31 protein-coding genes are annotated in these 26,624 nt (G+C 67.8%); 18 read left to right on the top strand and 13 right to left on the bottom strand.

Annotated elements, in window-relative coordinates; translation table 11 throughout:
* Positions 1-64: 64 nt before the first annotated feature.
* Together ribB and M1L36_RS11945 are read right to left on the bottom strand one after the other, a co-directional pair.
* The gene (gene ribB, locus M1L36_RS11950; RefSeq protein WP_250873959.1) at positions 65-718 is read right to left on the bottom strand and encodes a 3,4-dihydroxy-2-butanone-4-phosphate synthase; all 654 of its coding nucleotides are present in this window, start codon (positions 716-718) and stop codon (positions 65-67) included.
* Complete coding sequence (locus tag M1L36_RS11945) at positions 718-1,416, bottom strand: DUF120 domain-containing protein (protein ID WP_250873958.1); 699 nt, start codon at positions 1,414-1,416, stop codon at positions 718-720. The genes ribB and M1L36_RS11945 overlap by 1 nt, the downstream gene beginning before the upstream one ends.
* A 177-nt stretch (positions 1,417-1,593) precedes the next feature.
* Between M1L36_RS11945 and argS the strand changes: the two genes are divergently transcribed.
* The 5 genes from argS (at position 1,594) to M1L36_RS11920 (ending at position 5,672) form a co-directional block, all read left to right on the top strand.
* On the top strand, positions 1,594-3,354 hold the full coding sequence (gene argS, locus M1L36_RS11940; protein WP_250873957.1) for an arginine--tRNA ligase: 1,761 nt from the start codon (positions 1,594-1,596) through the stop codon (positions 3,352-3,354).
* Positions 3,355-3,420: 66 nt separating this feature from the next.
* Positions 3,421-3,960, top strand: a complete 540-nt coding sequence (locus M1L36_RS11935; RefSeq protein WP_250873956.1) for a hypothetical protein — start codon at positions 3,421-3,423, stop codon at positions 3,958-3,960.
* Positions 3,961-4,024: 64 nt separating this feature from the next.
* Positions 4,025-4,546, top strand: coding sequence for a hypothetical protein (locus tag M1L36_RS11930; RefSeq protein WP_250873955.1), 522 nt, complete (start codon positions 4,025-4,027; stop codon positions 4,544-4,546).
* Between the two features lie 62 nt (positions 4,547-4,608).
* The gene (locus tag M1L36_RS11925; RefSeq protein ID WP_250873954.1) at positions 4,609-5,121 is read left to right on the top strand and encodes a hypothetical protein; all 513 of its coding nucleotides are present in this window, start codon (positions 4,609-4,611) and stop codon (positions 5,119-5,121) included.
* Positions 5,122-5,270: 149 nt separating this feature from the next.
* Positions 5,271-5,672: a hypothetical protein gene (locus M1L36_RS11920; RefSeq protein ID WP_250873953.1), complete on the top strand. Its 402-nt coding sequence runs from the start codon at positions 5,271-5,273 to the stop codon at positions 5,670-5,672.
* 45 nt (positions 5,673-5,717) lie between these two features.
* Here the strand turns inward: M1L36_RS11920 and M1L36_RS11915 are convergent, their stop codons facing one another.
* Complete coding sequence (locus tag M1L36_RS11915; RefSeq protein ID WP_250873952.1) at positions 5,718-6,755, bottom strand: nucleotide-binding protein; 1,038 nt, start codon at positions 6,753-6,755, stop codon at positions 5,718-5,720.
* 90 nt (positions 6,756-6,845) lie between these two features.
* Here M1L36_RS11915 and prf1 point away from each other — a divergent pair, with 90 nt between their 5' ends.
* Positions 6,846-8,105 carry a peptide chain release factor aRF-1 gene (prf1, locus tag M1L36_RS11910; RefSeq protein WP_250873951.1) on the top strand — a complete coding sequence of 420 codons (1,260 nt, stop codon included), beginning with the start codon at positions 6,846-6,848 and terminating at the stop codon, positions 8,103-8,105.
* 281 nt (positions 8,106-8,386) lie between these two features.
* Entirely contained in the window at positions 8,387-8,905 is a 519-nt protein-coding gene (locus M1L36_RS11905; protein WP_250873950.1) for a hypothetical protein, read from the top strand.
* Between the two features lie 225 nt (positions 8,906-9,130).
* On the opposite strand, the gene fer is transcribed toward M1L36_RS11905, so the two are convergent.
* The 3 genes from fer to M1L36_RS11890 all read right to left on the bottom strand — a co-directional run bounded on the left by fer (position 9,131) and on the right by M1L36_RS11890 (position 12,747).
* Positions 9,131-9,520, bottom strand: a complete 390-nt coding sequence (fer, locus tag M1L36_RS11900; protein ID WP_250873949.1) for a ferredoxin Fer — start codon at positions 9,518-9,520, stop codon at positions 9,131-9,133.
* Between the two features lie 96 nt (positions 9,521-9,616).
* Entirely contained in the window at positions 9,617-10,813 is a 1,197-nt protein-coding gene (locus tag M1L36_RS11895; protein ID WP_250873948.1) for an inorganic phosphate transporter, read from the bottom strand.
* 92 nt (positions 10,814-10,905) lie between these two features.
* On the bottom strand, positions 10,906-12,747 hold the full coding sequence (locus M1L36_RS11890; protein WP_250873947.1) for an SLC13 family permease: 1,842 nt from the start codon (positions 12,745-12,747) through the stop codon (positions 10,906-10,908).
* A 145-nt stretch (positions 12,748-12,892) separates the two neighbouring features.
* On the opposite strand from M1L36_RS11890, the gene hisA reads away from it, so the two are divergent.
* Both hisA and M1L36_RS11880 read left to right on the top strand, forming a co-directional pair.
* The gene (hisA, locus tag M1L36_RS11885; RefSeq protein ID WP_250873946.1) at positions 12,893-13,609 is read left to right on the top strand and encodes a 1-(5-phosphoribosyl)-5-[(5-phosphoribosylamino)methylideneamino]imidazole-4-carboxamide isomerase; all 717 of its coding nucleotides are present in this window, start codon (positions 12,893-12,895) and stop codon (positions 13,607-13,609) included.
* A 177-nt stretch (positions 13,610-13,786) separates the two neighbouring features.
* Positions 13,787-15,133: a tryptophanase gene (locus tag M1L36_RS11880; protein WP_250873945.1), complete on the top strand. Its 1,347-nt coding sequence runs from the start codon at positions 13,787-13,789 to the stop codon at positions 15,131-15,133.
* Between the two features lie 24 nt (positions 15,134-15,157).
* Here the strand turns inward: M1L36_RS11880 and M1L36_RS11875 are convergent, their stop codons facing one another.
* Positions 15,158-15,451: a GYD domain-containing protein gene (locus tag M1L36_RS11875; protein WP_250873944.1), complete on the bottom strand. Its 294-nt coding sequence runs from the start codon at positions 15,449-15,451 to the stop codon at positions 15,158-15,160.
* 94 nt (positions 15,452-15,545) lie between these two features.
* On the bottom strand, positions 15,546-15,674 hold the full coding sequence (locus M1L36_RS21385) for a hypothetical protein (RefSeq protein WP_305794465.1): 129 nt from the start codon (positions 15,672-15,674) through the stop codon (positions 15,546-15,548).
* A 90-nt stretch (positions 15,675-15,764) separates the two neighbouring features.
* Between M1L36_RS21385 and hisB the strand changes: the two genes are divergently transcribed.
* Positions 15,765-16,352: an imidazoleglycerol-phosphate dehydratase HisB gene (gene hisB / locus M1L36_RS11870; protein ID WP_250873943.1), complete on the top strand. Its 588-nt coding sequence runs from the start codon at positions 15,765-15,767 to the stop codon at positions 16,350-16,352.
* Between the two features lie 21 nt (positions 16,353-16,373).
* On the opposite strand, the gene M1L36_RS11865 is transcribed toward hisB, so the two are convergent.
* Positions 16,374-17,225: an alpha/beta fold hydrolase gene (locus tag M1L36_RS11865; RefSeq protein ID WP_250873942.1), complete on the bottom strand. Its 852-nt coding sequence runs from the start codon at positions 17,223-17,225 to the stop codon at positions 16,374-16,376.
* Between the two features lie 155 nt (positions 17,226-17,380).
* On the opposite strand from M1L36_RS11865, the gene trpY reads away from it, so the two are divergent.
* Together trpY and M1L36_RS11855 are read left to right on the top strand one after the other, a co-directional pair.
* Entirely contained in the window at positions 17,381-17,884 is a 504-nt protein-coding gene (gene trpY, locus M1L36_RS11860; protein ID WP_250873941.1) for a TrpY family transcription regulator, read from the top strand.
* 69 nt (positions 17,885-17,953) lie between these two features.
* Positions 17,954-18,571, top strand: a complete 618-nt coding sequence (locus tag M1L36_RS11855) for an IMPACT family protein (protein WP_250873940.1) — start codon at positions 17,954-17,956, stop codon at positions 18,569-18,571.
* A gap of 320 nt (positions 18,572-18,891) precedes the next feature.
* On the opposite strand, the gene upp is transcribed toward M1L36_RS11855, so the two are convergent.
* Both upp and M1L36_RS11845 read right to left on the bottom strand, forming a co-directional pair.
* The gene (upp, locus tag M1L36_RS11850; RefSeq protein WP_250873939.1) at positions 18,892-19,584 is read right to left on the bottom strand and encodes a uracil phosphoribosyltransferase; all 693 of its coding nucleotides are present in this window, start codon (positions 19,582-19,584) and stop codon (positions 18,892-18,894) included.
* A gap of 55 nt (positions 19,585-19,639) precedes the next feature.
* Complete coding sequence (locus M1L36_RS11845) at positions 19,640-19,816, bottom strand: DUF8107 family protein (protein WP_250873938.1); 177 nt, start codon at positions 19,814-19,816, stop codon at positions 19,640-19,642.
* 109 nt (positions 19,817-19,925) lie between these two features.
* Between M1L36_RS11845 and M1L36_RS11840 the strand changes: the two genes are divergently transcribed.
* Positions 19,926-20,246, top strand: coding sequence for a hypothetical protein (locus M1L36_RS11840; protein WP_250873937.1), 321 nt, complete (start codon positions 19,926-19,928; stop codon positions 20,244-20,246).
* A gap of 15 nt (positions 20,247-20,261) precedes the next feature.
* A complete protein-coding gene (locus tag M1L36_RS11835; RefSeq protein WP_250873936.1) occupies positions 20,262-20,669 on the top strand; it encodes an SRPBCC family protein in 408 nt (135 codons plus the stop codon).
* A gap of 33 nt (positions 20,670-20,702) precedes the next feature.
* Here M1L36_RS11835 and M1L36_RS11830 read toward each other — a convergent pair whose 3' ends face one another.
* Positions 20,703-21,890 (bottom strand): CobW family GTP-binding protein, encoded by a 1,188-nt coding sequence (locus tag M1L36_RS11830; RefSeq protein ID WP_250873935.1) that lies wholly within the window; start codon positions 21,888-21,890, stop codon positions 20,703-20,705.
* 157 nt (positions 21,891-22,047) lie between these two features.
* On the opposite strand from M1L36_RS11830, the gene M1L36_RS11825 reads away from it, so the two are divergent.
* The 3 genes from M1L36_RS11825 to M1L36_RS11815 all read left to right on the top strand — a co-directional run bounded on the left by M1L36_RS11825 (position 22,048) and on the right by M1L36_RS11815 (position 25,267).
* Positions 22,048-22,344, top strand: a complete 297-nt coding sequence (locus M1L36_RS11825) for a DUF7990 family protein (protein WP_250873934.1) — start codon at positions 22,048-22,050, stop codon at positions 22,342-22,344.
* An 8-nt stretch (positions 22,345-22,352) separates the two neighbouring features.
* Positions 22,353-23,303, top strand: coding sequence for an ArsA family ATPase (locus tag M1L36_RS11820; protein WP_250874062.1), 951 nt, complete (start codon positions 22,353-22,355; stop codon positions 23,301-23,303).
* 125 nt (positions 23,304-23,428) lie between these two features.
* On the top strand, positions 23,429-25,267 hold the full coding sequence (locus M1L36_RS11815; protein WP_250873933.1) for a carbon starvation CstA family protein: 1,839 nt from the start codon (positions 23,429-23,431) through the stop codon (positions 25,265-25,267).
* Between the two features lie 231 nt (positions 25,268-25,498).
* Here M1L36_RS11815 and M1L36_RS11810 read toward each other — a convergent pair whose 3' ends face one another.
* Positions 25,499-26,122 (bottom strand): DUF8052 family protein, encoded by a 624-nt coding sequence (locus tag M1L36_RS11810; protein ID WP_250873932.1) that lies wholly within the window; start codon positions 26,120-26,122, stop codon positions 25,499-25,501.
* Positions 26,123-26,237: 115 nt separating this feature from the next.
* Here M1L36_RS11810 and M1L36_RS11805 point away from each other — a divergent pair, with 115 nt between their 5' ends.
* On the top strand, positions 26,238-26,459 hold the full coding sequence (locus M1L36_RS11805) for a DUF8007 family protein (RefSeq protein ID WP_250873931.1): 222 nt from the start codon (positions 26,238-26,240) through the stop codon (positions 26,457-26,459).
* Positions 26,460-26,624 lie beyond the last annotated feature (165 nt).

Genomic DNA, 26,624 nt, shown 5'->3' with positions numbered 1-26,624 from the left:
CTACACATCGGAAGCACAACGACCTCCAGCGGTCGCCGGGGACCTGTCCGACTCCCCGAACGGGTCAGTCGAACTGGCGGACGACGTCCGCCCCTTCGACGTACGCGAACCCGTTACGCTCGGCGTAGGCGCGGGCGTCGGCGGGTGAGAGCGCCCGTCCGCTGCGGTCGTCGAGCATCTCACAGACGACGACGGCCGGGGGGAGGTCGGCGGCCTCGGCGAGGACGAGGCCGAGTTCGGTGTGGCCCTCGCGGTCGGCGACGAGGTTCGGGGCGGCCCGGAGCAGGTGGACGTGGCCGGGAGCGCGGAACTCCTCGGCGAAGTCGACGCCGTCGGGGTCGGTGGCGGCGCGAGCCAGTTCGGTGATGGTGCGCGAGCGGTCCGCGTCGGTGATGCCGGTGAAGGTGTCGCGGTGGTTGACCGTCAGCGAGAACGACGACCGCTCGTCGTAGCCGAGGTCGTGGTCCGCGCCGACGGGGTGGTCGATGACCTCCTGGGCGAACGGGAGGTCGAACGTCTCACAGACGGCGTCCGAGAGCGCGACGCAGACCAGTCCGCCCGCGTCGTTACGCATCCGGGCGACCGCCTCGGCGGTGACGCTGCCGGCGGGGTAGATCAGGTCGGTCTCGCCCTCGCGGTCGGCCGCGTCGTGGACGAGGACGGGTTCGCCGCGCTCGAAGGCGGCGACGGTCCGTTCGACGCCGTCGGTCCGCTGCATCACTGGCCCTCCACGGTGACGGTGACCGCGTCGCCGTCGTCGAGGTCGAGGTCGTCGCGCAGTCGGTCGGGGGCGATGAGTTCGACCTTGTCCTGGCCGTGGTGGGTCCGCTCGGGGGCGACGACGTGGACCGTCTCGTGGCGGCCGTCGTCCGTCGCGAGCGTCGCGGGCCAGCAGAACGCCGGCCCGTAGGTGCGCTCGTCGTCCTCCCAGCCGTCGATGCGGATGGGTTCGAGGCCGTCGAGCGCCGCGCGGGCGCGGGTGCTCTCGGCGTCGAGGTCGACGTTCAGCGTCCCCGGGAACGGCTCGTAGCCCAGCCGCTCGACGAACTGCCGGTTGTACCCCGGTAACGAGATGTAGTGGCGACCCTCGCCCATCCCGCCGGTGACGGTGCCGTGGAGGTCGACGCCGCGTTCGGCCTCGAACAGGCGGCGGTAGTCGGCGTACTCGCGTTCGAGGACGCGGCGGCCCTCGTCCGTCGTCGCGACGAGTTGGCCGTCGGCGACCATCTCGCGGTCGACGAGGCCGGCCTCGTCGAGTTCACGGAGGCGTCGGGAGACGGTCTGGGTCGAGACGTCGAGGTGGGCGGCGAGTCCGGAACAGGAGACCTGCGCTCGCCCGTCGAGCGCACCGTCGAGGGCGAGGCGCTTCAGCGTCTCGCGGGCGTCGGCCCCGACCGCGAGTGTCGATTCTGCCATGTACGAACTGAGAACCTGGTAGGCATAAGCGTAACGAACGCGGTACGCATAACAGATTCGTTACGGAGTGGCGCGTGGTGACACGGACCGCACGACGGCGGGCCACTGCCTCGATACTGTGGCTACACGTGCCGGGGTAAAGAAACCCCTTTACCGGGTGGCGGGCAAGCGAGCGGTATGTTCCTACCGTTTCGCGACGAGGTGACGGCGGCGCTGACCGCCGCCCTCGACGACCTCGGGTACGGCACCGAGGACCTCGGTATCGAAGAACCACCGGAAGGGATGGGCTCCGTGCTCGCCTCCAGCGTCGCGTTCCGTCTGGCGAGCGAGGCCGGCGCACCACCGCCACAGGTCGCCGGCGAGTTGGCCAAGGCCGTCGACCTGACGGACGCGAAGTACGTCGACCGCTGTGAGACCCAGGGGCCGTATCTCAACTTCTACCCCGACGAGGCGTACTTCTCGGGCACGCTCGACGCGGCCCAGACCGAGACGTTCGGTCGCCTCGCACCGACCGGCGACAGCGTCGTCGTCGAACACACGTCCGCGAACCCGACGGGACCAGTCCACGTCGGCCGTGCACGCAACCCCATCGTCGGCGACGCCGTCGCCAACCTCCTCGAGTACGCCGGCAACGACGTCGAACGCCACTACTACGTCAACGACGCGGGTCGCCAGATGGCCGTCTTCACCTGGGCCTACGAGACGTTCGACGAGTCCGAACTACCGGAACCGGAGCGCGACCGCATCGAGTACGACCTCGTGCGCTACTACCGTGCGGGCAACGAGTTCCTGGAGGAGGGCGACGCCGCCGACGTCGCCGAGGCCGAGACCGAGATCGAGGCCATCCTGCAGGGACTCGAAGAGGGCGACGAGGAGACGTTCGACCGCGTCCGCGAGGTCGTCGACCAGGTGCTCTCGGGGATGCGCGAGTGTCTCGAACGCCTGCCCGCCGAGTTCGACGAGTTCGTCCGCGAGACCCAGTTCATGCGCGACGGTTCGACCGACGACGTCGTCGCCCGCCTCAAGGAGTTCGACGAGGCCGTCTACGAGGAGGAGGCGTGGCAACTCGACCTCTCGCCACACGGCATCGAGAAGAACCTCGTCTTCCTGCGCTCGGACGGCACGTCGCTGTACACCACGCGCGACCTCGCCCACCACGAGTGGAAGTTCGAGAACTACGACCGCGCCGTCACGGTGCTCGGCGAGGACCACAAACTCCAGGCCGACCAGCTCAGGACGACGCTCGACCTGCTGGGCAACGACACCGACAAACTGGAGTCGGTCATCTACTCGTACGTCAACCTCCCCGAGGGGAAGATGTCGACCCGCGCGGGCACCGGCGTCGACCTCGACGACCTGCTCGACGAGGCCATCGACCGCGCCCGCGACGAGGTGACCGACCGCCTCGACGACCGCATCCGCGACGACGACCTGGACGACCACGACGTCGAGCGCATCGCCCACCAGGTCGGCATCGGCGCGGTCCGCTACGACATCGTCTCGAAACAGCCGACGAAGGCCATCACCTTCGAGTGGGACCAGGCGCTCGACTTCGAGGCCCAGTCCGCCCCCTACGTGCAGTACGTCCACGCCCGTGCCTGTGGCATCCTCAACGAGGCGAGCGACGCCGGCATCGAGGCCGACGCCTCCCTCGACGTCGCCCTGCTCGACACGCCCGAGGAACGCGACCTCCTGCGTCACATCGCACGACTCCCCGCGGTCGTCGAGGAGGCCGCCGACTCGCTCGAACCCCACCAGATAGCCACCTACACCCGCGAGTTCGCCGAGGCGTTCAACGCCTTCTACCGCGAGTGTTCGGTGCTCAACGCCGAGGACGACGACGTGGCTGCCGCCCGCCTCGCGCTCGTCGCCGCCTCGAAACACGCCGTCGCCAACGCGCTCGACATCCTCGGGGTCGCCGCCCCCGAGTCGATGTAGGCCCGGTCGCGACCTGTCCGCTCGGACGAACGTTTTTGTCGGTCGTTCACGAACCGTCGAGTCGTCATGCCCTCCCGTCGTGCGCTCCTCGCCGCCAGCACCGGCACGCTCGCGCTCTTCGCCGGGTGCGCGGACACGCTCGGGTCGGTCGCTCCGACGGCGGACCCCGCGTCGGCCGACGACCTCGCCTCCTACGACTGCCCGCCCCACGGGACGAGTCGCGAGCGAGCGGTCTGCTCACAGACGGTCGACCCGGAGTCGGCCTCGGTGTACCTCCTCCCGTCACGACCGGTCGCCGACAGCGCGGCCGCCATCGACCTGACGCTCCACAACGACTCCGACACCGACCTCGGGTTCAACCCCCACACGTGGATGATTCACGTCGAACGGACGACCGGATGGGTCGAAATCGAACAGCAGTCGCAGGGCAACGGTGCCCTCACCGTCGCCCCCGGCGAGACACACACGTGGACGTTCGAGGGAGCCGTCCGGAAGATAAACGAGACGGTACCACTCGACTCGGGAACCTACACCGCCGAAATCGGCGTCCCCGACCCGGACGGTGACGACTGGCTCTCGTGTCTCGCGCTGGTCAGCCTCCGCTGATGGACTTGTCGCCCTGACCCCCCGCCCCGAAGGGTTATCCACTCGCTCGGTGACACGAAGACGAATGGTCCCGACTCGCTTCCGCCCGCCTCCCTCCCGACTCGTCGCCGTGCTGTTCGCGGTCTGTGGCGTGCTCGCCTACGAGTTTGCTCTCCTGTGGTCGCGGTACGGGCCGGTGTCGGTGGGGTCTCCGTGGTCGCTCGGTCTCCTCGCGATGCCGGTGGTGTTGATGCTCACGGCGACCCGAGGCCGATGGGATTCGCGGACCGTCGTCGCGTTGCTCGTACTCGGCGTCGTCGCGTCGGCCGTCGGGTTCCTCGAATCGACCGCGACCGTCGTCGAGCCCGCGCTCACCGGCGAGACGTACTACGCACTCGAGTACGACTGGCAGAGCAACACCCTGCTGTTCGGGGAGACCGCGCCGGGCGGGACGCCGGTCGGCAGTGCACGGCCGAACCGCCTCTCGGCAGTGCTCGGAGCCGTCGCGCTCGCGCTCGGTGTGTACGGCTGGCTCCCACGGCAAGTGTCGACACGGTCTAGCGACGACTGCGTCTCGTCGGAGGGAGGCGTGAAGTCGACCCGCTGACCGCGTCGCCACCTTCGACCTGTCCCGAAGGGCTATACTCCTCGAAGCTGACACTCGGGTGAATGGTCCCGACACCGGTCCGGCCGACCCGTCGCCAACTCGGTGGAGGCGCGGTCGCCGTCTGCAGTGTGCTGGGCTACGAGTTCAGTTTGTTCTGGGTGAACTACGGCCCGGTGTCGAACCACGAGTTCTGGCTGCTGGGTCTCCTCGCGGTGCCGGTGGCGTTGATGCTCACGGCGACCCGAGGCCGATGGGACTCGCGGACCGTCGTCGCGTTGCTCGTGTTGGGGACCGTCACGTCGGTGGTGGGGCTCGTCGGATCGAGTGCTGTAGCACCGGCCGGCCCGATACTCGGCCCGGAGACGTACCACGCCTTCCGATACGACTGGGCGAGCAACACGCTCCGATACGGACAGACGAACCCCGGAGGGACGCCGCCGTCGCTGGTCCACCCCCACCGCCTCTCGATGCTTTTCGGAGTCGTGGCGCTCACACTCGGCGCGTACGGCTGGCTCCCCTGGCGGCGGACGCGCGACCGACGGTCGGCAAGCGGTGAGTGCGCAGCCGACACGTAGCTATCAGTCGAACTGGCCGCGAAGCCGCCACGAGGAACTCCCTCGCTCCTCTTCGCCTCGACGCTCCAGGCCGTCTCGCGCTCGCCACACCGGGCGAGAGATACTTACAAATCGCTGACGTCTCTACTCGTGCCCTTCGGGTGACAGCCATGAAATCCGACTCACCGCCGGCGATCGCTATCGACGACGTGGAACTGTATCGCGGGTACCCACAGCGCTTCGACGTCACGCTCTTCGACGTCGCCCAGTTTCGTCTGTGGGTGGAGTCACGAGGGGGAGACGCGAGCACGTCGGGACTGCAGTGGCGTCTCGTCAGCGTGGCACCGGTGTACCCGACGTCGCTCCAGGTCGAACCACCGCTGTATCGCTGGCGAGCCGGGCGTCGACACGACCGCGTCGACGTGACGGTCGAACTCCGGTCGGCCGGCGACGTCGCACTCGGCACCCGAACCGTCGTCGTCGAGAGCTGGCACACGCTCGATGGCGACCCCGACGAACGCGTCGCAGCGACCGTGACGCTCGTCGACCAGCCGGGCTGGATGGAGTGGTGAACGGCTCGACGGCCGTCACGTGCGGGAGAACGCTCACACGACGCGTCAGTCGAACAGCCCACGGAGCCGCCCGAGTGCGCTCTTTCGCTCCTCGGTGGACTCGGCGCTCTGGGCCGCGTCGTCGTCCGTCGACTCGCGGTCCGCGTCGTCGGGTATCTCCACGCCCGCCTCGGCGGCGGCGCTCTCGATGATGCTCCCCGGCGTCTCGTCGGTGTCCTCCGCGGCGGACTCCGCGGAGTCCTCGTCGGTCTCGCCGGTGGTCGTGGCCGTCTCCGCGTCCTCGTCGCTCGACCCGTCGGCGTCCGTCCCGCCGTCGACGCGCACGACGGCGGGTGTCAGTCCTCCGGGAACCGTCGGCGGGTCGGGAGCGACGTGTGCGTAGACGCCCGCCGGTTCGGGGAGGTCGTCGGTGCCCAGCAGCGCGGCCGCGAGTGTGTTGTACGCCTCCGCGACCGGACTGCCGGGGGTCGCGACGGTGTCGTCGGTGACGAGGCGGTCGTCGGTCGGGACGACGGTGAGCAGGTCGTCGCCGAGTTCGGTGACGACCTGCTTCGTGTAGGCGTCGTCGCGCCCGCGGGTGACGAGCACGCCCGCGACCTCGCCGTCGACGCGTTTGGCGAGTTGGCCGGTCTTGGCGGCGTCCTTGATGGCGACGATGTCCGGCGAAGTGACGAGGACGGTCCGGTCGGCGAGTCCGAGCGGGACCGTCACCTCGTGAGAGAGCCCCGCGCTCGTGTCGACGAGGACGACGTCGTAGCGCTCGCGGAGCGTGGTGAGGACCCCCCGGAGGTTCGCGGGGTCCGCGGCGGCGAACGCGTCGAGCGACTGTGTGCCGGGGACGACGTCGAAGCCGTGGTCGGTCGTGACGGTCGCGTTCTCGACGGCCGCCTCGCCGGCGAGGACGTCGTGGAGCGCCGGCTCGTGGTCGATACCGAGCGCTTCGCCGAGGTTCGCCATCCCGAGGTCCGCGTCGACGGCGACCGTCTCGTAGCCCGCCGCGGCGAACGCGGTCGCGAGGTTCACCGTCGTCGTCGTCTTACCGACGCCACCCTTTCCACCGGCGATGGCGAACACCTGCCCCATTGTGAGCTACTGGGGACGACGGGCACAAAACGATTGCTTCGTTCTCTGAGGGTCAAAGGGTACTTACCTGCCATTCCTGTAGTGGGGGTAATGAGTAGCCCAGCGGACGACTCGTCGGAACAGTCCGACCGCCAGAAGTACGAGTTCCAGAAGGTCATCGAGGAGCTCAAGGAGTACTCGGGATCAGGAACGCAGCTCGTCACCATCTACGTCCCGCCGGACCGGATGATTTCGGACGTCGTCGCCCACGTCACCCAGGAGCACAGCGAAGCGGCGAACATCAAATCGAAGGACACGCGAACGTCGGTCCAGGACGCACTGACGTCGCTCAAAGACCGCCTGCGCTACTACAAGTCCCCGCCCGAAAACGGGATGGTGCTGTTCTCGGGCGCTATCGACAGCGGTGGCGGCCAGACCGACATGGTCACGCGCGTCTTGGAGAACCCGCCCGAACCCGTCCAGTCGTTCCGCTATCACTGTGACTCGGCGTTCCTCACCGAGCCACTGGAGGAGATGTTCGGCGACAAGGGGCTGTACGGCCTGGTCGTCCTCGACCGACGTGAGGCGACCGTCGGCTGGTTGAAGGGCAAACGCATCGAGGCCGTCAAGTCCGCCTCCTCGCTCGTCCCCGGCAAGCAGCGCAAGGGGGGTCAGTCCGCACAGCGGTTCGCCCGGCTTCGTCTGGAGGCCATCGACAACTTCTACCAGAAGGTCGCGGGGATGGCCAACGACCTGATGGTCCCGAAACGGCACGACATCGACGGCGTCCTCGTCGGTGGCCCCTCGCCGACGAAAGACGAGTTCCTCGACGGCAGCTACCTCCACCACGAACTCCAGGACATCGTCATCGGGAAGGTCGACGTCTCCTACACCGACGAGTCGGGCCTGAAGGAACTGGTCGACTCCGCGGAGGACCTCCTCGCCGAGACGGAGGTGATGAAGGACAAACAGCAGATGGACGAGTTCTTCAAGGAACTCCACGACGGCGACCGCGCCACCTACGGGTTCGAGGCCACCCGCAAGAACCTCATCATGGGCTCCGTCGACCGCCTGCTCATCTCCGAGGACCTGCGTCAGGACGTCGTCACCTACACCTGCGAGAACGGCCACGAGGAGCGCGAGGTCGTCGACCAGCGCAAGAACACGCCCGACCACGACTGCTCGGAGTGCGCCGAGAGCGTCCCCGCCGACGAGAGCGAGCGCGAGGACCTCATCGAGCACCTGATGGAGATTGCCGACCAGCGCGGCACCGACACGAAGTTCATCTCCACCGACTTCGAAGAGGGCGAACAGCTGATGAACGCCTTCGGTGGCGTCGCCGGGATTCTCCGGTACGAGACCGGTATCTAGGGATACCACCGTTCAGCCACCACCTTTTATCCACGACCGGGGGTTCGTTCGCTACGCTCACTCACCCCCGGAGGGTAAAAGCTGGAGCAAAAGGATTCCCTCACCCCCTCAGTCGCTACGCTCCTTCGAGGGGTTCAGTCACCCCGCTCTCTCGCTTCACTCGTTCGCGGTCTAGTACCCGAGACAACCGCACTGCACAGATTGCCGGTATTGATGGACACGTGCCGCGAATGTATCATTCTCCGCAGAAGATATTTACCACTCATTGACTGACTGGTTGTATGAATCGCCGTGCCCTCCTCTCATCGCTCGGCGTGTGTGCCGCAGCGAGCCTCGCTGGATGTTCGGGCTACTTCGACCGAACGACCGGGACTGTGTTCAGAAAGAACGCTAGCGTGGCCGTTCAGACTCAGCGTGGTCCCGTCTGGACGAGTTTAGCTGTGATTGTCGGTGGTGTGGACGACCGAGACGTGCTGATTCACTACGACCCCGAGTACGTCTCCGTCGACACCGATGCCGTTGAGATGACCATCACAGATGAGCAGCGAGACCGACTGGACCGCGATTTCATCGGGAGCAGTTATATAGCCGGTCTCATTCCCGACGGTAAAGAGCAGGGTCCGATTCGGGAATTACATCGTCCCGAGTTCAATGAGATGCGGGTCGGTGGGAAGGCGACGGTGAGCCAGTACACGACTGAAGAAGGTTCAACGTACTTCCGACTCCACGGAACGGACCCACGTCCCAATGAGCTCTCGATTTCTCACCTCTCTCGGATACCCGCCACGAACCGCTCGTGATAGACTCACGCTCTCTGTCTAACAGCTGAATCAGCTGGGACGGGCTTGAAGAAACCTTCACAGCATCCGCGCGAACGAAGTGAGCGCGGTCCACCGAGAGTGAGCGATAGCGGACGAGCGGGCTGACGAGCGAGCGGAGCGCTCGAAGAGCGTGAAGCGAGCGAGGAGTGATTTTGGTCGAGCTTTTATCGGGCAGGCGAAGCCCGCCCGTTATAAAAGGTCGGTTTAGATGACGCGGTTCTGGAGGTAGTCCAGGTGTTTCGCGTTGTAGACGATCTTGACCTCGTCGGCCGTCGGCGAGCCGATGCAGGTCAGGCGGACGTTCTTGTCGTCGACCTCTTCGTCCGAGAGGATCTGCTGCATGTCCATCTCGATGCCGCCCTCCTTGAGGATGGCTGCGCAGTTCGCACACGCGCCGGCGCGACACGAGAACGGCCAGTCGTAGCCCTGGGCCTCTGCGGCCTCAAGGATGTACTCGCCCTCGTTGACGTCGAGCGTGCCGTAGTCCTCGGCGTCGAGGCCGGCGTCGGCGGCGGTCTCAAAGAGGTCGTCGTCGTCGAGGTCCCAGCCGTTGTCGTCCAGGACTTCGTAGTTGAGGTATTCGACTGTAGGCATCACACGGGGCTACTCCGGCCGCCCTGTTAGATGTTGCTGTTACAGGTTTAGGCGGGCCTAAGACGCTGTTCGCGGCGATTTCCGGTCGCGACCCGTTCAGAAGACGGGGACGAACCGGAAGACGAGGTAGGCGGCGACCGCCGAAATCGTGGGCGTCAGCACCCAGAGGACGACGACGCGGGCCGTCGCTGCCGGGTCGAACAGGTCGCCGGCCTTCAGCGTGGTGGGGTCCTCCTCGCCGATGCTCGGCACCTCCTTGACGCTCTTGACCTGGCCACCGCCGTGGCCGTCGGCGGCGAGGGCGTCGACGCTGACCGAGGGGGCCTTCCCGCTACGGGCGGCCTTCGCGGCGTCCGAGAGCGTCGTCGTGCGCGTGGCCCGACCCCACCCCAGACCGACGATGCACATCGTCGCGCTGACGGCGAGGCTGGCGGGGATGCCGATGAGCGAGAGGAACGTGATGAGACTCGCCGAGATGGTCTCGACGATGAGCGCCGCGGTCAGCGGCAGGTCGGTCAGCCCGCTGCCGACGGTGTCGAGCGTCCGGCGGGCGATGGTGAACGCACCGAGGCCGATGGCCCCACCCGCGACGAGGACACCGAACTCGACGGAGATAGCTCCCGCACCGACCAGCGGCGCGACGGCGTTGGCGACGTTCGACGCGCCCGCCGAGAACGCCATGTAACAGGCGATGGCGACGACGAGGACGGTGCCGACCACGTCGCGAGTTCGGGCGTTCGGGTGGCGACGCGGGACGGGGAGCGGTCCGACGTGGCCGACGACGAACGCGGGGTCGTCCGCGGAGTCGAGGTCGAGCCAGGCGTCGAGGTAGGGGTAGAGGTAGCGCCCGATGACGCCACAGACCCAGAACGCGAGGATGGGGGCGACGAGCCACCAGGTGACGATGCGACCCATCGTCTCCCAGTTGATGGTGTTCGTCGCGACGCCGAGACCGGCGATGGCCCCCACCGCGGTCATCGAGGTGGAGGCGGGGACGCCGAACAGGTTCGAGACGAGCAGCGCCATCCCGACGAAGAAGAGGACGGCGACGCTCGCCGCGAGCGTGAACTGGTCGCTCGGGACGATGTCGCCGCCCATCGTGTCGATGACGTTGACGCCGACGGTCCCCCCGCCGAGCAGGGCGAACCCGGTCATCAGCGCGCCGGCGGTGAGTTTGCCGAGCGTGCCGCTCCCCACGGCGGGGCCGAAGGCGACGCCCGTCGACGAGCCACCGATGTTGAACCCGACGAACACCGCGACGGCTAATCCAACGAGTAGGAGAACCTCGACCACACCTGACCGTTGTTCGTGGTCGGGTTTAAATCATGGTGTCGCCGAAACCGATAGCCGGCCTGACCGTCCGCTCGGCCGCCAGGTTCGGCCGATCAGAGCCCCCAGAACACGACGATTCCGGTGACGGTGACGACCGACAGCAACACCTGGAGCGGCGCGCCGATGCGGAGGTAGTCGCCGAACGTGTAGCCGCCGGGGCCGTAGACGAACAGGTTCGTCTGGTAGCCGATGGGCGTCATGAACGACGTCGAGGCGGCGAACATCACCGCGAGGACGAACGCGAACGGACTCGCGCCCAGTTCGATGGCGGCGGTCACCGCGACCGGGAGCATGAGGACGACGCTCGCGTTGTTGCTGACGAGTTCGGTCAGCAGACCGGTCACCATGTAGAACACCCACAGCACGCCGACGATGGGGAGGAACTCGGCGGTGGCGGCGACGTAGTGCCCGAGCAGTGCCGCCCCGCCGGTCCGCTGGAGGGCGATACCCAGCGGGATGACGCCCGCGAGCAGGAAGACGACGTTCCACTCGACGGTGTCGTACAGTTCGTTGGGGCGGATGACGCCCGCGAGCACCATCGCGACGACGCCTGCGAGCGCGCTGACGAGGATGTCGACCACGCCGATGGCGGCGACGGCGACGACGGCGACGATGATGGCGACCGCGTACGGTATCTTCCCGGTGCGGTAGTCGGGTTCGTCGGGTTCGCGGGCGACGATGAACTCCCGGCCCCGAGCGAGGCGGTCGAGCGACTTCCGAGTCGTGCTCACCAGCAGGGTGTCGCCCGACCGGATAGGGGTGTTCTCGAGACGGTTGCGGATGACCTCCCCGCGCGAACGGAACGCGAGGACGGTCGCGTCGTAGCGCTGGCGGAACGTCGAACTCCCGAGGGTCTCGCCGACGAGGAACGACCCGCGGGGGACGACCACCTCGGCGACGACGGCCTCGTCGTCGGCCAGCGCGGCGTCGCTGTCGGGACCACCCGCCGGTCGGAGGCCGTCGAGGACGACGAGTCGGCGGACGGTGGCGCTGTCCGCTCGCAGGCGGAGCGTGTCCCCCGTGTCGACCGTCTCGTGGGCGAACGGGCCGTAGAGCCAGGTCCCTCCCCGGTGGACCTGCAACACGTCTGCGTCGAACGCTGCGAGCGCGGTCTCGACGGGCCGGCCGACGAGCGTCGACCCCTCCGGGACGACGACGTCCGTGAGGTACGTCGCGATGCCGTACTCCTCGACGTAGTCCTCCTCGGGAGGGACGCGTTCGGGGAGCAACCGGTCGGCGAACAGCAACAGGTACGTGACGCCCACGACGAGCACGACCACCCCGAGGTGGGTGAACTCGAACATCGACAGCGGGTGGAGGTCGGTACCGGGGTACTGCACCGAGAGTCGCCGAGCGACGTCGCTCGCGAGGATGTTCGTCGAGGTGCCGATGAGCGTGAGCGTCCCGCCCAGCACCGAAGCGTACGACAGGGGAATGAGCAGTTTCGAGGGCGACGTCCGGCCCTTGTGCGCCAGGTCGGTGATGACGGGGACGAGGATGGCGACGACCGGCGTGTTGTTGATGAACCCCGAGGGGAGGCTGGTGACGCCGATGGTCGCCGCCAACTGCTTTCGCCGGTCGGTGCCCGCGAACTGCGCCATGCGGCGGCCGAGAATCTGGACCAGCCCGGTCTTCGAGATGCCCGCCGACAGGATGAGCATCGCCAGCACCGTCAGCGTCGCCGGGTTCGAGAACCCCGAGACCCCGAGTTCGGGCGTGATGCGGGTGTACGGTTCGAGCACGATGAGCACCACCATCACCAGGATGGCGGTGACGTCGACGGGCAGCGCCTCGGTGACGAACAGCGCCAGCGCCAACACGACGACCGCGAACACGACCAGTATCCCGGCCGTGAACTCCGGAGCGGGGGCGACCTGGAGCGTCGCTGCTGGCATCACGTAACCCAGTCGTCACGTGTGGAGGTAAGGACTCCGCCGACGCCCTCGCGGGCGTGTCCGTCCGAGGAGGCGGACGGTGGCGGTCGACGCCCCCGCACGGCGTCTCGGTGACTTTACGCCCGCGTCGCCCGAGAGTTCGACCATGTTCTCCGAGTTCGAGGTCGTCCCCGCGGTGGACGTGCAGGGCGGACAGGTCGTCCAGTTGGTCGGTGGCGAGCGCGGCACCGGCACGGAGTACGGCGACCCGGTCGAGGCCGCCGAGCGGTGGGTCGAGGGGGGTGCACGGACGCTCCACCTCGTCGACCTCGACGGGGCGTTCGAGGGCGAGCGAGCCAACGCCGACGCCATCGCGGCGGTCGTCGAGAGCGTCGACGTCCCCGTCCAGATGGGCGGTGGCATCCGCACCGCCGCGGACGCCCGCGCGCTCCTCGACGCCGGCGTCGACCGCGTCATCCTCGGGACGGCGGCCGTCGAGAACCCCGACATCGTCCGCGAGGTGAGCGCCGACTACCCCGAAGGCGTGCTGGTCAGTCTCGACGCGAAGGGCGGGGAGGTGGTCGTCTCGGGGTGGACCGAGGGGACGGGTCTCGACCCCGCCGAGGCCGCCGAGCGCTACGCGGACCTCGGAGCGGCGGGCATCCTCTTCACCGACGTCGACGTCGAGGGACAGTTGGAGGGCGTCCGGACCGACCCGGTCCGGCGACTGGTCGAGGCCACTTCGATTCCCGTCGTCGCCAGCGGTGGCGTCGCCACGCTCGACGACGTGCGCGCACTCCGTGAGACGGGTGCGGCCGCCGTCGTCGTCGGTACGGCGCTGTACGAGGGACGGTTCACCCTCCCCGAAGCGATGGCGGTCTGAGGGGGGAGACCAGGCGCGACGGGACCGGGCGCGACGGGGTCGGGTGCGACGAGCCACCACCGCGATGGACGCCCGCGTCCGTCGATACCCACGACCGGGCACCGTCGGCCAGCGTCGCTCGGGGACGCACACGGCTGTTCTGGCGGGAGTTATCACGGCCGGCCCGAACGCTCCGGTATGCGTTCGTACAAGGCGAAGGCAGTCACGCCGATTCGCCTCCCCGACCGTGAAGGGCGCACCGAGGCGCTCGACGCGGCCGGTCACAACGTCTTCAATCTCGACTCGGACGCGGTGTACGTCGACCTCCTCACCGACTCCGGAACCGGAACGATGAGCGACGAGCAGTGGGCCGCGTTGATGCGCGGCGACGAGGCGTACGCCGGTTCGTCGAGCTTCGACCGCCTCCAGTCGGCCGTCGCCGACGTGATGGGCTTCGAGCACGTCATCCCGACCCACCAGGGCCGCGGCGCGGAGAACGTCGTCTACGGCTCGCTGTTGGAGGAGGGCGACGTCGTCCTGAACAACACCCACTTCGACACGACTCGCGCGCACGTCGCCAATCAGGGCGCGGAAGCGGTCGACTGCCCCGTCGAGGGTGCGTGGGACCGTACCGTCGAGGGCGAGTTCCTCGGCAACTTCGACGTGGAGAAGGGCCGCGCCATCGCCGACGAGGTCGGAGCGGAGAACGTACCGGTCGTCGTCACCACCATCACGAACAACTCGGCGGCCGGACAGCCGGTGAGCCTGGCGAACATCCGCGAGACCGCAGAACTCGCCGAGGAGCTCGACGCCTGGTTCGTCGTCGACGCCTGCCGCTTCGCCGAGAACGCCCACTTCGTCAAGGAGCGTGAGGCGGGCCAGGGCGACCGTGACCTCGCCGCCATCGCCCGCGAACAGCTCTCGTACGCCGACGCCATCACGATGAGCGGGAAGAAAGACGCCATCGTCAACATCGGCGGGTTCGCGGCGATGCGCGACGAGGAGCTGTTCGAGCACGCCAAACAGCGCGCCATCCTCTACGAGGGGTTCCCGACCTACGGCGGCCTCGCCGGCCGGGACATCGAGGCGATGGCCGTGGGACTCAGGGAGGCCGTCGAACCGCCGTACGTCGCCGAGCGCGTCGAACAGGTGGCGACCCTCGGTGAACTGCTCACGGAGGCGGAGATTCCCATCGTCACCCCGACGGGCGGGCACGCGGTGTACGTCGACGCCGGGGAACTGCTCGACCACATCCCAACCGAGCAGTTCCCCGGCCAGCGCCTCGTCTGCGAACTGTACCGCGAGGGCGCGGTTCGGGGCGTCGAACTCGGCTCGTTCGCGTTCCCCGGCGCGGACCGTCCCGACTACGTCCGCCTCGCGGTCCCCCGGCGTACCTACTGGCGCGAACACCTCGAACACGTCGCGGAGACGGCCGCCGCGGTCCGCGAGAGACGAGAGGAGTACGTCGGCCTCGAGATCGTCGAGGAGCCACCGATGAAGGAGCTTCGGCACTTCTCGGCGCGCCTCGAATCGGTCGAGAACTGAGGGGACAACCGACGACGAACCCGCTCAGGGCAGGTTCGACATCACGTCGCGGTACTCGTCCTCCGCGAACGCCTTCAGCGTCTCCGTGGTGACGTTGCCGCTCCTGCCCAGCGCGAGCGCCATCTTCGCCATCGCGTCGTCGTCGGGCATCTCCATCATCGCGACCATGTCGTGGTCGCCCATCGTCATGTAGAACTCCCGGAACTCCCCGCCGAGGGACTCGGCGAGGTCGCGGGCGTCGTCCAGTCTGCTCGGACTCTCGTCGATGGCGGCCATCCCCTGTTCCGTCCAGTCTGCGAGCACGATGTACGTCGGCATAGCGGGCGACCTAGTCGGCGAAACTATAACTAGTTTGTCACGATTCGTCCAGTGGTGGACGCGTTCGTCGGGGTGACTGTCGACTCGGTACGACTCATCGACGGGCGCGGTACCCGAGATACGCGACGCCGGCGCTCGCCGCCGACAGCGTCGGACTCGTGCTCGCGAGTTCGGGCACCGACCGCGTCGCCGTTCGGAGCAGTCGCTCGCTGACTCGGGTCACGGCCGAACGGGGGACTCCCGACGGAAAAACGACACGCCGGCGGCGAGTGCTGAGGGAAACGGCTTAGCCCACGGCCCCGCTCTCTCGGGTATGACCACGCGGAGCGCGACGGTGACGCGCACCACGAGCGAGACGGACATCGACCTCGAACTCGTCGTCGACGGGTCGGGCGAGGCCGACGTCGAGACGGGCATCGGCTTCTTCGACCACATGCTGACCGCGTTCGCCAGCCACGGTCTGTTCGACCTCCGGGTCGCGTGCGACGGCGACCTCCACGTCGACGACCACCACACCGTCGAGGACGTGGCGCTCGCACTCGGCGAGGCGTTCGACGAGGCGCTCGGCGACCGCTCTGGCATCGTCCGGTTCGCCGACCGTCGGGTCCCACTGGACGAGGCCGTCGCCGGGTGCGTCGTCGACGTGTCGGGCCGCCCCCTGTTTCGCTTCGACGGCGAGTTCTCGCAGGCGACGGTCGGGGAGTTCACCAGCCACATGGCGGGTCACTTCGCGCGGTCGCTGTCGACGACGGCCGGCCTGACACTGCACGCGGAAGTCGAGGGTGAGAACGCCCACCACGAGATAGAGGCGCTGTTCAAGTGTCTCGCTCGCACCCTCGACGACGCGACCCGGATGGACGAGCGCCGGCAGGGGACGCCCAGCACGAAAGGCGAGTTGTAGAGAGGGGACCGTCGGAGACGACTACGCGCTCGGTCCCGCGACTCTGGTGTCTCTGTCGCGCGTTCGGTCGACGAACGCCGTCAGTTCCGCGTTGAACTTCTCTGGTTCCTCCCACTGCGGGCAGTGGCCGCTCTCCTCGAACCGGACGAGTTCGGCGTCCGGAATCGTCGCTTCGAGCCACCCGCCGACGTCGCCCGGGAACACGGCGCTGCGTTCGCCGTAGCAGAGCAGCGTCGGTACGTCGATAGCTGCGAGAGCGGGTCGGAGGTCGGTCCTCGCCATGTCGGTCAGCACCGCCGTCGCGGCTTCCGTCGGCGTCCGTGCAGTTCGCTCGTACATCTCGTCGACCGTCTCGGCCTCGGGCGGCACGGCGAAGAACGTCCCGAGCAACGGTTTGACCGTCTCTGCCCGAGCGGCGTGCATCCCGGCGACGACGCCGTCGAGTGCCTCCGCGGAGAACTCGCCGAACAGCGGGTACTCCCAGCCCTCCTCGGAGTAGAAGTGGGGGCTCTGGTCGGCGAGGACCAGCGCTCGGAGCGCGTCGGTCCCGTACCGGTCGACGTAGGTCAGTACGACGGCCGCGCCCATCGACCACCCGACCAGCGTGACGTCGTCGAGGTCGAGTGCCCCGACGAGGTGGTCGAGGTCGGCGGCGTACCGGGCCAGCGTGTGTTCACCGTCGCCCGCCTCGGAGCGGCCGTGTCCTCGAAGGTCGTAGCTGACGACGTGGTGGTCGGCCGCAAGCACGTCGACGTTCTTCTGCCACCAGTACTCGGCGTCCATCGTCCACCCGTGGACGAGGAGGACGGTGTCGCCGTCACCCCGCTCGTCGTAGTGAAGTTCGGCACCGTCTTCAGTCTCCACGTATGACATGACAGAACTGGCACCGTTCGTCGAGATATACTGCACTGACCGATTTACGGTCTGTCCGGCGTTCGGAGGGGATCACTACCAGTTCGTCGCGACCGGTCCTCGGCGACGCGACGGAAACCACTAAACGCACCTCCGCCAACAGGGTCTCAACAGCGATGTTCGACGAGATAATGGAGAAGTTCGCGAACAGTCCGAGCCAGCAGGCGGTCATCCGCCTGTTGCTCGAACGCGGGTTCTCGGTCAACGACGAGGGCCGGGTCGTCTCGGGGGGTATCGAGATTCCCAACACGGGCATCGCCCGCGAAATCGACGTCGACCGGCGAGTGGTGGACGCGACGACCGACGCCATCCTCGAGGACCCGGAACTCCGTCGCATCTTCCAGAACATCTCCGCGATTCCGAGTCTGCGTGACCTCGCGCCCGTCCTCGACCTGACCGTGCTCACCGTCTACGTCGACGACGCCGAGGCGTCGGGCATCGTCGCCACCGTCACGGGCACGCTCGCCGACGCGGGCATCTCCATCCGCCAGACCGTCAGCGAGGACCCCGAGTTCACCGACGAGCCACGGCTGTCGGTCATCACGGACGCCGAACTCCCGGGTGACCTCATCAACGAGATTCGCGCCCTCCCGTTCGTCCGGAAGATAGAACTGGAGTGACGACGGCCCGTACCTGGGCCGCCCACCACGACGCGAAACCCGTTTGTGACTCCTCGCCGAACTCCGACCGTGACAGAGTCGTACCGCACGCTCGCCGGCCCCGGCGAAGCCGCCTTCGAGGTCCGTGGTTCGGAGTTCGTCGGCCACGCCCGGCCTGTCGCCGACGTCGGAGCGGCCGAGGCGTTCGTCGCCGAGGTGCGCGCGGAGTACGACGACGCGACCCACAACGTCCCCGCGTACAGGGTCCGCGAGGGAGACGCCACGCTCGGCGAGGGGATGCTCAGGGAGTACTCCACCGACGACGGCGAACCGTCGGGGAGCGCCGGGAAGCCGATGCTCAACGTCCTGCAGGGCCAGGAGTTGGAGAACGTCGTCGTGGTCGTCACGCGCTACTACGGCGGGACGAACCTCGGCGTCGGCGGCCTCGTCCGGGCGTACTCGCAGGCGGTCAAGGAGAGCGTCGAGGCGGCCGGCGTCGTCGAGGAGGTGCCCCACGAGTCGATGGTCGTCGACACCGGTTACGACGACTCCGGGACGGTCCGGGGCATCCTGGAGAGCGTAGGCGTCGAGTTCGAGGCGAACTACGACGAGCGCGTCCGCTTCGAGGTGCGAGTCCCCGTCGCCGAGAGCGAGGCGCTCCGGGACCGTCTGCGAAGCGCGACCAGCGGTCGTGTCGACCTCTCCTGAGTGGAAACGCGAGAACGAGGTCGGGGAGGTCCCCACCGCTCCCCACCGGCCGACGCCCGCTGCGTCCGCGGTCCGTCCCTGACGGAACCAGTCTTCCTCTCTATTCAGTGACAATAAACGTTTCGTCGCCCCGGTTCGGAGCGCTCCGGAGGTCTCCCCCGTGAACCGTCGACGGACGGGCGTCCGCTTCGACAGCGGTCGCTCCGGGGCGAAACCACACGACTAGAGGGCCGTCTACAGTCGAAGAGAGGGGGTTCGGTGGCGGGTCGGTCCGCTCGCGGTGCGTGGGTCGAGAAGCGGTCGGGTCCGGGTCGGTCCGGTCAGTCCTCGCCGCGACCGCCCGTCCCGAACGCCCGGTCGCCGGCGTCGCCGAGACCGGGGACGATGAACCCGTCCTCGTCGAGGTGGTCGTCGATGGCGACCGTCAGCAGGTCGGCCTCGGGGAACTGCTCGCCGACGCGGATGAGACCGTCCGGCGCGGAGACCGCAGAGAGGACGAACAGGTCCGCCGGCTCCGGCTGGTCGTTCAGCACGTGGTCGAGGACGACGCACATCGTCGACCCGGTGGCGAGCATCGGGTCGGCGACGATGACGGTGTCCTCCTCGCGGATGGTGGGGAGTTTGACGTAGTCGATGGTGATGGGGAACTCCCCGCCGTCGTTCATCCCGGCCTCCTCGTCGCGGCCCGCCGAGATGACGCCCTGCCGGGCGCGGGGGAACGCCTTGAGCAGGCCCTCGACGAACGGCGTCGCCGCGCGAAGCACGTTGATGATGACGACGTCGTCCATGCCGGTGACGCGCTCGCCGGTCATCTCGGTCATCGGCGTCTCGACGGGGACGTACTCGACGTCCATCGCGCCGTCGATGATCTCGTAGCCGGCGATACGACCGAGCTTCACCAGCCCCTTGCGGAACGACACCTGCGACGTCGAGACGTCGCGGATGCGCGAGAGCGTGTCCCGGGCCAGCGCGTGGGTCAGCAGCGAAGCGTCCCCGCGGTCCTCGATGGTCATTTGCCGAACGCTGGATGCCGGCGTGTATAACGCTGTGGAAACGTTCTCGAACTCCTCAACGAAGCACGACGACGTACGTCAACACCGCGAGGACGAGCGTCCCGACGACGAAGTTCGTCGGCGTGAACGCGACGAGCCCTCCGAACTCGCCCAGAAAGAGGACGAGGCTCGCGAACAGCGCCGACAGCACGAGGTCGAGGACGAGCAACACGCGGATGTCACCGTCGGCCATGTCCGGGTGTTCGTCGCCCGCGACATAGCTGTGTGGGACCTCGTCGCCGGCGAGACAGTCTCGCTGGCCCTGCCGTAGCTACATCACGGCGCTTCCCTAGCGCTCGAACGTGCGCGTCCGGAACCGCGAGGGACAGCCCGTCGACCCCGTCCCGTTCTTCGTCGCGGCAGGGATGACGGCGCTCGGGTGTTACTCGTTCGTCCCGCCGTACTGCCTCGCGTTCGGCCTGTCGGTAGCGGAGGGGCTGGCGCTCGCGACGGTGCTGTTCGTCGCCGTCACCGCGCTCTCGTTCTACCGTCTGGTCTGGACGGTCCGCCCAGAGTTCCGCGCGGAGGTGCCCGCCAGCGAACGCCTGCGGACGCTGTTCTACGTCGCGCTGGTCGTCGTCGGCCTGCTCCTGCTCGCCTCCCTGCCGTTTTACGTCCCTTGACCCCGAGGCTCGCCTATGCGAACAGTCGAGGTGTCGCGGTTCGTCGCCGCGCCGCCCTCCGTCGTCGCCCGCGTGGTGACGCCGCGGGCGGTCATCGAAGCCGAGGGGAGTTTCGACGTCCAGGAGGTCGCCGAGGCGGACGAAGCGAGCGAGACCGACCAGACGCTCGTCCGGGCCAGCAAGACGGGACTCTCCATCGTCTTCGCGTTCGAGGAGCGCGCGGACGGGCTGTTCTACGACCAGCTCGACGGTCCGCTGGAGACGCTGACGACGACCGTCAGCTACAGCGCCGAGAACGAAGGGACGAGACTGACCGCCACCTCCGACCTCGAAGCCGGAATCGGCCCGATGGAGCGACTGGCGGCGTGGAAGCGTCGCGGCGAGTTGAAGCGGGCGCTCCGGAACCTCGACCGGCAGTGCTGAGGCAACCGTTCGACCACGTGCGCTATCGCGCGGCTACGCCACGAACGTTCCGTCGGCGTCGGTCGGGAACTCGTGGCGCTCGACGGTGGTGCCGGGGGCGACCAGACACGACTCGACGCGTTCGCGGATGGCCGCTTCGTCCATCCCCTTCCCGATGAACACGAGTTCGACCCGGCGGTCGCCCACCGTCTCGTCCCACTCCAGGTCCGGGTGCATCCGGCGTTGCATCTCCTGTCTGGAGGGGTCGAGACCGGCTATCCACTGGCCGTGGACCTCGACGCGCCGTGAGGGGCCGGCCTGCGCGACGTGGTACGAGCGTTCGTCCTCGCCGGCCAACCAGACGATACCCTTCGCGCGAATCACGCCCTCGGGAAACGCCCTGAGGAACTCGGCGAACGACGCGGGGTCGAGCGGGCGGCGAGCGCGGACGACGAACGACTCGACGCCGTAGGTCGTCGCGGGGTCGGCGTGGTCGTGGTCCCCGTCGCCCTCGGCGTGGGCGACGGCGTGCTTCCAGGCGTCGGTCTCGCTGACGGTGTCGAGGTCGAACCGTCCGGAGTCGAGCAGTTCGGGGGGGTCGACCCGTCCGTGCTCGATTCGGACGAGGTCGGCACGGGGGTTGAGCGAGCGGACGAGTTCGGCGACGGCCTCGACCTCGGCCGCCTCGACGAGGTCGCACTTGTTGAGGAGGACGACGTCTGCGGTCTCGACCTGTGCGACGAGCAGTTCCCCGAGCGGGCGGGTCTCGCCCTCGCGTTCGACGCGGCCCGGTCGGTCGCGGGCGACGGCGTCGGTCTCGACGGTCTCGCTGCTCTCGACCGTCTCGCGGAACGTCGAGACGTCGACGACGGTCGCCAGCGTGTCCAACTCGTAAGGGGCGCTCGCCGCCCCGGTCGTGAACAGCGAGGCGACGGGCGCGGGTTCGGAGATGCCAGAGGACTCGACGACGAGGTGCTCGAACTCCCGTTCGCGTGCGAGGCGACTCACCTCGACCTCCAGGTCGTCGCGCAGGTCACAGCAGATACAGCCGTTCGACAGTTCGGTGACGTTGCCGTCGCGGTTGGCGACGAGTTCGGCGTCGATGTTCACCGCGCCCATGTCGTTGACGAGCACCGCCAGCTTCCGGTCGGCGTTCGTCAGCAGGTGGTTGAGCGTCGTCGTCTTCCCCGCACCCAGTGCCCCGCTGAGGACCGTCACCGGCGTCCCCCCGCTGTCGTTCATGGGCCGTGTCTCGGACGCCCCGGACTTAGCTCCGTCGCGGCCGGTCGAGCGCCTCGGTGCGGCGCACGCCACCGCCCGACCGTCGTCCGACTCACCGTCGTCCAACCGCTCCACACAGCCCCGACACGCTTTTCGTCGGCGGTTGTCACCACCCACCATGGACCTCTGGGAGCGTATCGCGGCGTTCCGCGAACGCATCGCCGAAATCGCACGCGGGCTGTATCACGGGATGATTTCGCACCCGGCGTACGAACTCGTCGAGAAGGAGGCCGAAGACCAGGAGGACGCCTTCCTGCTGGCGTGTTTCCCCGACGCCTTCGGCATCCCCTCGCCGGTCTCCTACTACACCGCCGAACTGCTGCCGTACCTCGGCGACGAGTTCGACCAGTGGGAGCGGCGTATGTGGGACCGCGACTCGATGCTCGAACGCAAGGGCCAGCAGTACCACTTCTGATGGCCGCGATGCAGCAGTTCGTCTTCTTCGGCGGGAAAGGTGGCGTCGGCAAGACCACCGTCTCCTCGGCGTACGCCCACAAGTGCGCGAGGGCGGGTCTCGACACCCTGCTCGTCTCGACGGACCCCGCCCACTCGACGGCCGACGTCTTCGACCAGCGCTTCGACGACGACCCACAGCGCGTCGACGGCTACGACTCGCTGTGGGCGATGGAGATCGACCCCGAACAGGAGGTCGCAGAACACCTCATGGAGATCAAGCGGGCGCTGGGCGACCAGGTGAGTCCGAGCATCGTCAACGAGATCGACCGACAGGTGGAACTCGCCCACCAGACGCCCGGCGCTCACGAGGCGGCGCTGTTCGACCGGTTCATCGAGGTGATGCGGACCGCCGACGAGTACGACCGCGTGGTCTTCGACACCTCGCCCACGGGCGGGACGCTCAGACTGCTGTCGCTCCCGTCGTACCTCGAGGGGTGGATCGACCGCCTGCTCAGCAAGCGCGAACAGAGCGTCGACCTCTACGAGAAGGCCGCCATCGGCGACATGGAGCCACGCCGCTCGGCGATGGGCGACCCCATCATCGCTCGCCTCCGCGAACGGAAGGAGAACTTCGAGTTCGCCGGTGAGACGCTTCGGAACCGCGCCCAGTTCTTCCTCGTGTGCAACCCCGACGAACTCTCCCTGCGCGAGACCGAGCGTGCTATCGACAGCTACGACGAGCGCGACCTGCCGGTTGGGGGCCTCATCATGAACCGCCTGACGCCCGAACCCGACCCGGAGGAAGAGGGCCGCGGCGCGCGATTCCTCCGCCAGCGCGTCGAGACCGAACGCGCACACGTCGAGACCGTCGAGACGACGTTCGACCCGCCGCTCGTGGCGGCCATCGAGACACGAATCGCCGAGGTTCGTGGCGATTTGCTAGCCGACGTCGCGGACGAACTCGACGTCTCGGTTTAAATAAACGACGAGACGTCCGAATCACGGAACGCCCGTTCACGGACTCCTCTCACTGGTTGAACACTGTTCGAGTTGAATCGGATGGTAACGCTTATTGGCAGGTTGTTCATGGGTAACAACGAACCATGGTACAAATTGCCGTGCTGGTGGCGCTCTCACTCGTCACGTTCACCGTCGGGTATCTCGCGTACTCGCGGTACCTGGCGCAGTTCGTCGAGTTGGACGACGGACGGGAGACGCCAGCACACAGGATGGAAGACGGCCAGGAGTACGTGCCGTCACAGCGGTCGGTGCTGTTGGGGCATCACTATTCGAGCATCGCCGGGGGGGCACCCATCGTCGGGCCGATTACGGCCAGTGCGGCGTTCGGGTGGCTGCCGGCCATCCTCTGGATCGCCATCGGGAACCCGCTGTTCGGGGCGGTCCACGACTTCATGTCGCTGTCAGCAAGCGTCCGTCACGACGGGAAGTCCATCGGCTACATCATCGGCGAGTACGTCGGCAAGCGGGGGAAGGACATGCTGTTGTGGTTCGCTTTCCTCACTATCATCCTCGTCATCGCCGTGTTCGCGCTGGTCGTCGGGGTCGTGTTCAACGCCTACCCCTCCTCGGCCACCGCGAGCCTCATCTACATCGCGCTGGCGCTCGTGTTCGGGGTCTACCTCTACCAGTTGAACCTCCCGTTCCTGCCCGGTGCCGTCGCGTTCGTCGCGATGGTGTTCGCCGGCGTCTGGGTCGGCGTCCAGTACCCCATCGCGCTGGTCGGCACCGCCGACACCGCTTCGAACGTCATCGTCCTGCTCGGTGACGCCTCGGCGTTCGAGTGGCTCCCGCTCGCTGGCCAGTACGGGGCGAACGCCGCCGCGTGGGTCCCCGTCATCGTGCTCTACGGGTTCCTCGCCAGCGTCCTCCCGGTGTGGGTCCTGCTCCAACCGCGTGACTTCCTCACGTCGAGCCTGCTCTACACCGGTGTCGGTGCGATGCTGCTCGCCGCGCTGCTCGCGCTCGTCGTCCCGTTCCAGCCGGTCGACGTCACCGTCGCGGGCGAGACGGCGACCGTCAGCTCACTGACGACGCAGTACGACATGTTCCTCGGGTTCAACAGCGACCTCGGACCCATCTTCCCGTTCCTGTTCGTCACCATCGCGTGTGGGACCATCAGCGGCTTTCACTCGCTGGTCTCCTCGGGGACGACCGCGAAACAGCTCAACAAGGAGAGCGACGCCCGCGCTATCGGCTACGGCGCGATGCTCGGCGAGGGCCTGCTCGCGACCACCGCGGTCGGCGCGTTCGCGCTCATCGGCTTCGCCGACTTCTCCTCGGGCGTCGCCGGCGCGCTCAACAACTTCCCGGCGGGCGGGGCCGCGATGCTCTCCATCTTCGGCCTCGGCGTCACCTTCGGCGCGGCGTTCATCGGACTGGTGTTCGTCAGCTTCCTGCTCACGAGTACCGACACCGCCGTCCGACTCGGCCGCTACATGATGGACGAGATCGTCGGCGTCCCCGAGACGTCGACCCAGCGCTTCGCGACGAACCGCTACGTCTCCTCGGGGCTGCTGCTCTGCTTCCCGGCGTACCTGCTGGTCGGCAGCGGGTCGTGGTCGACGCTCTGGCCGCTGTTCGGCGGTGCGAACCAGACGCTCGCCGCGCTCGCCCTGCTCGCCGCCACGCTCTGGTTGGCGAACTGGGACGACTCCAAGCAGTTGCTCTCGACGGGGCTGCCGATGGCGCTGATGCTCGTCGTCACGCTCACGGCGCTCGTCTGGATCGGTGCGTACCGCGCGCCGACGGCCGCACTGGAGGCGCTCAACGCAGGTGAGACGGTGTCGTTCGTCTCCTCGGCACTCCAGAGCGTCATCGCCCTCGCGCTCGCGGGACTGGCCGCCGCCATCTCCTGGATGGGGTACAAGAACATCAGCCGGGTCAGAGACAGCTACACCGGCACGGCACCGAGCGACGACTAACAACGACCTTTTATCCACGACCGGGGTCGCGGAGCGACCCCGGGGGGTAAAAGCTCGAACAAAAGGATTCCTCCTTCGCTTCGCCACGGCAGAGCCGTGGCTCCGTTCAGTCGTCACCCCGCTCGCTCGTTCGCTGGCGCTCACTCGCTCGCGGTACAACCGAGAACTTCTACAGCTTCGCTACCGCCCCATCACCACACTACACCGCCTCCGCACAGCGCCGCCACCGCCTCAGAACAGTCCTTTGAGTCGGTCGAGGACGCCGCCGCCCTCGGTGGTGGTGTCGTCCCAGACGTCGAACGCGTCGGCGACGGGGACGTCCGCGGCGACGACCCGGTGGTCGTCGGGAACGACGGCGACCAGGTTGACCTCGTAGTGGCCGTGGTAGCCGTACTTCAGCATCGTTCGCTCCTGGTGGCCGGCGACGAACGACGCGGCGTCGTCGGGCAGGTCGTCGACGACGACGACGAACGTGAACTCCGTCGCGTAGTGCTCTTCGTCGTGGTCGAGGTCCTCGGCGAGGTCGTGGCCGAGTTCGACCAGCGCCTCCAGGTCCGCGACGGTGACGCGGGGCCGCCGGTCGACGTAGAGGTGCTCGTAGCTGTACTGGTGGCCGAAGGAGATGGCGGGGTGGAGGAACTGCTTGTGGCTGTCTATCTCCAGTAGGCCGTACAGGTCGAACGTCGTCCCGTGGACCCGTTCGTCGCTCGCGAGGTCGTAGTTGAACTGGAGGCTGGCGGCGACCCGGTCGAGGTACGGGTCGTCCCACGTCGGGCAGTCGCCGACCGCCTCCTCGTCGGGCGTGCCCGCCGGACGGTCGGATGCGCGCTCGGTGGTCATCTGGTCGTGGCTCATGGTGAGCAGTCGCATAGCAGTTGCGACACACGAGAGGGCTGGGCCGGCCGCCGTCGCCACCGTCGCTGGCTGCCCCGTGCCAACGTTTAACCAAATCGCGTCCGAACGTGGGGCCATGACGGGAGAGGAGACGAACGCCGGCGGGGACACCGAGAAGTGCGGTCGGTGTGCGATGACCTCCGTGACCGGCACGTTCGAACACGCCGAGGACCCGTTCGAGCAGGGGCGCATCGAACTGGACGAGCGGTCGCTGCGGGCGGCGTCGCCCTCGGCGTGGCTCTCGGGGGTTCGCGACCGACTCGACGCCGCGGCGACGCGGTTCGTCTACGGACGTTGACCGGTCACGGAGACTGTCGGACGATTACTTGAATTCGAAACGCTATGGCTTCTTCCTCAACGAGCGAGAAACGCAAAGGAGTGAGAAGGCGATGCAACGTCTTTAGAGCGCTTTGCGTTCTGATAGACGGACCGGGCAATCCACGGTCCGTCAACGCCACACGGT

The sequence above is a fragment of the Halomarina rubra genome (assembly GCF_023699475.1).
Taxonomy (GTDB): domain Archaea; phylum Halobacteriota; class Halobacteria; order Halobacteriales; family Haloarculaceae; genus Halomarina; species Halomarina rubra.
This window is presented reverse-complemented; position numbering and strand designations above follow the sequence as displayed.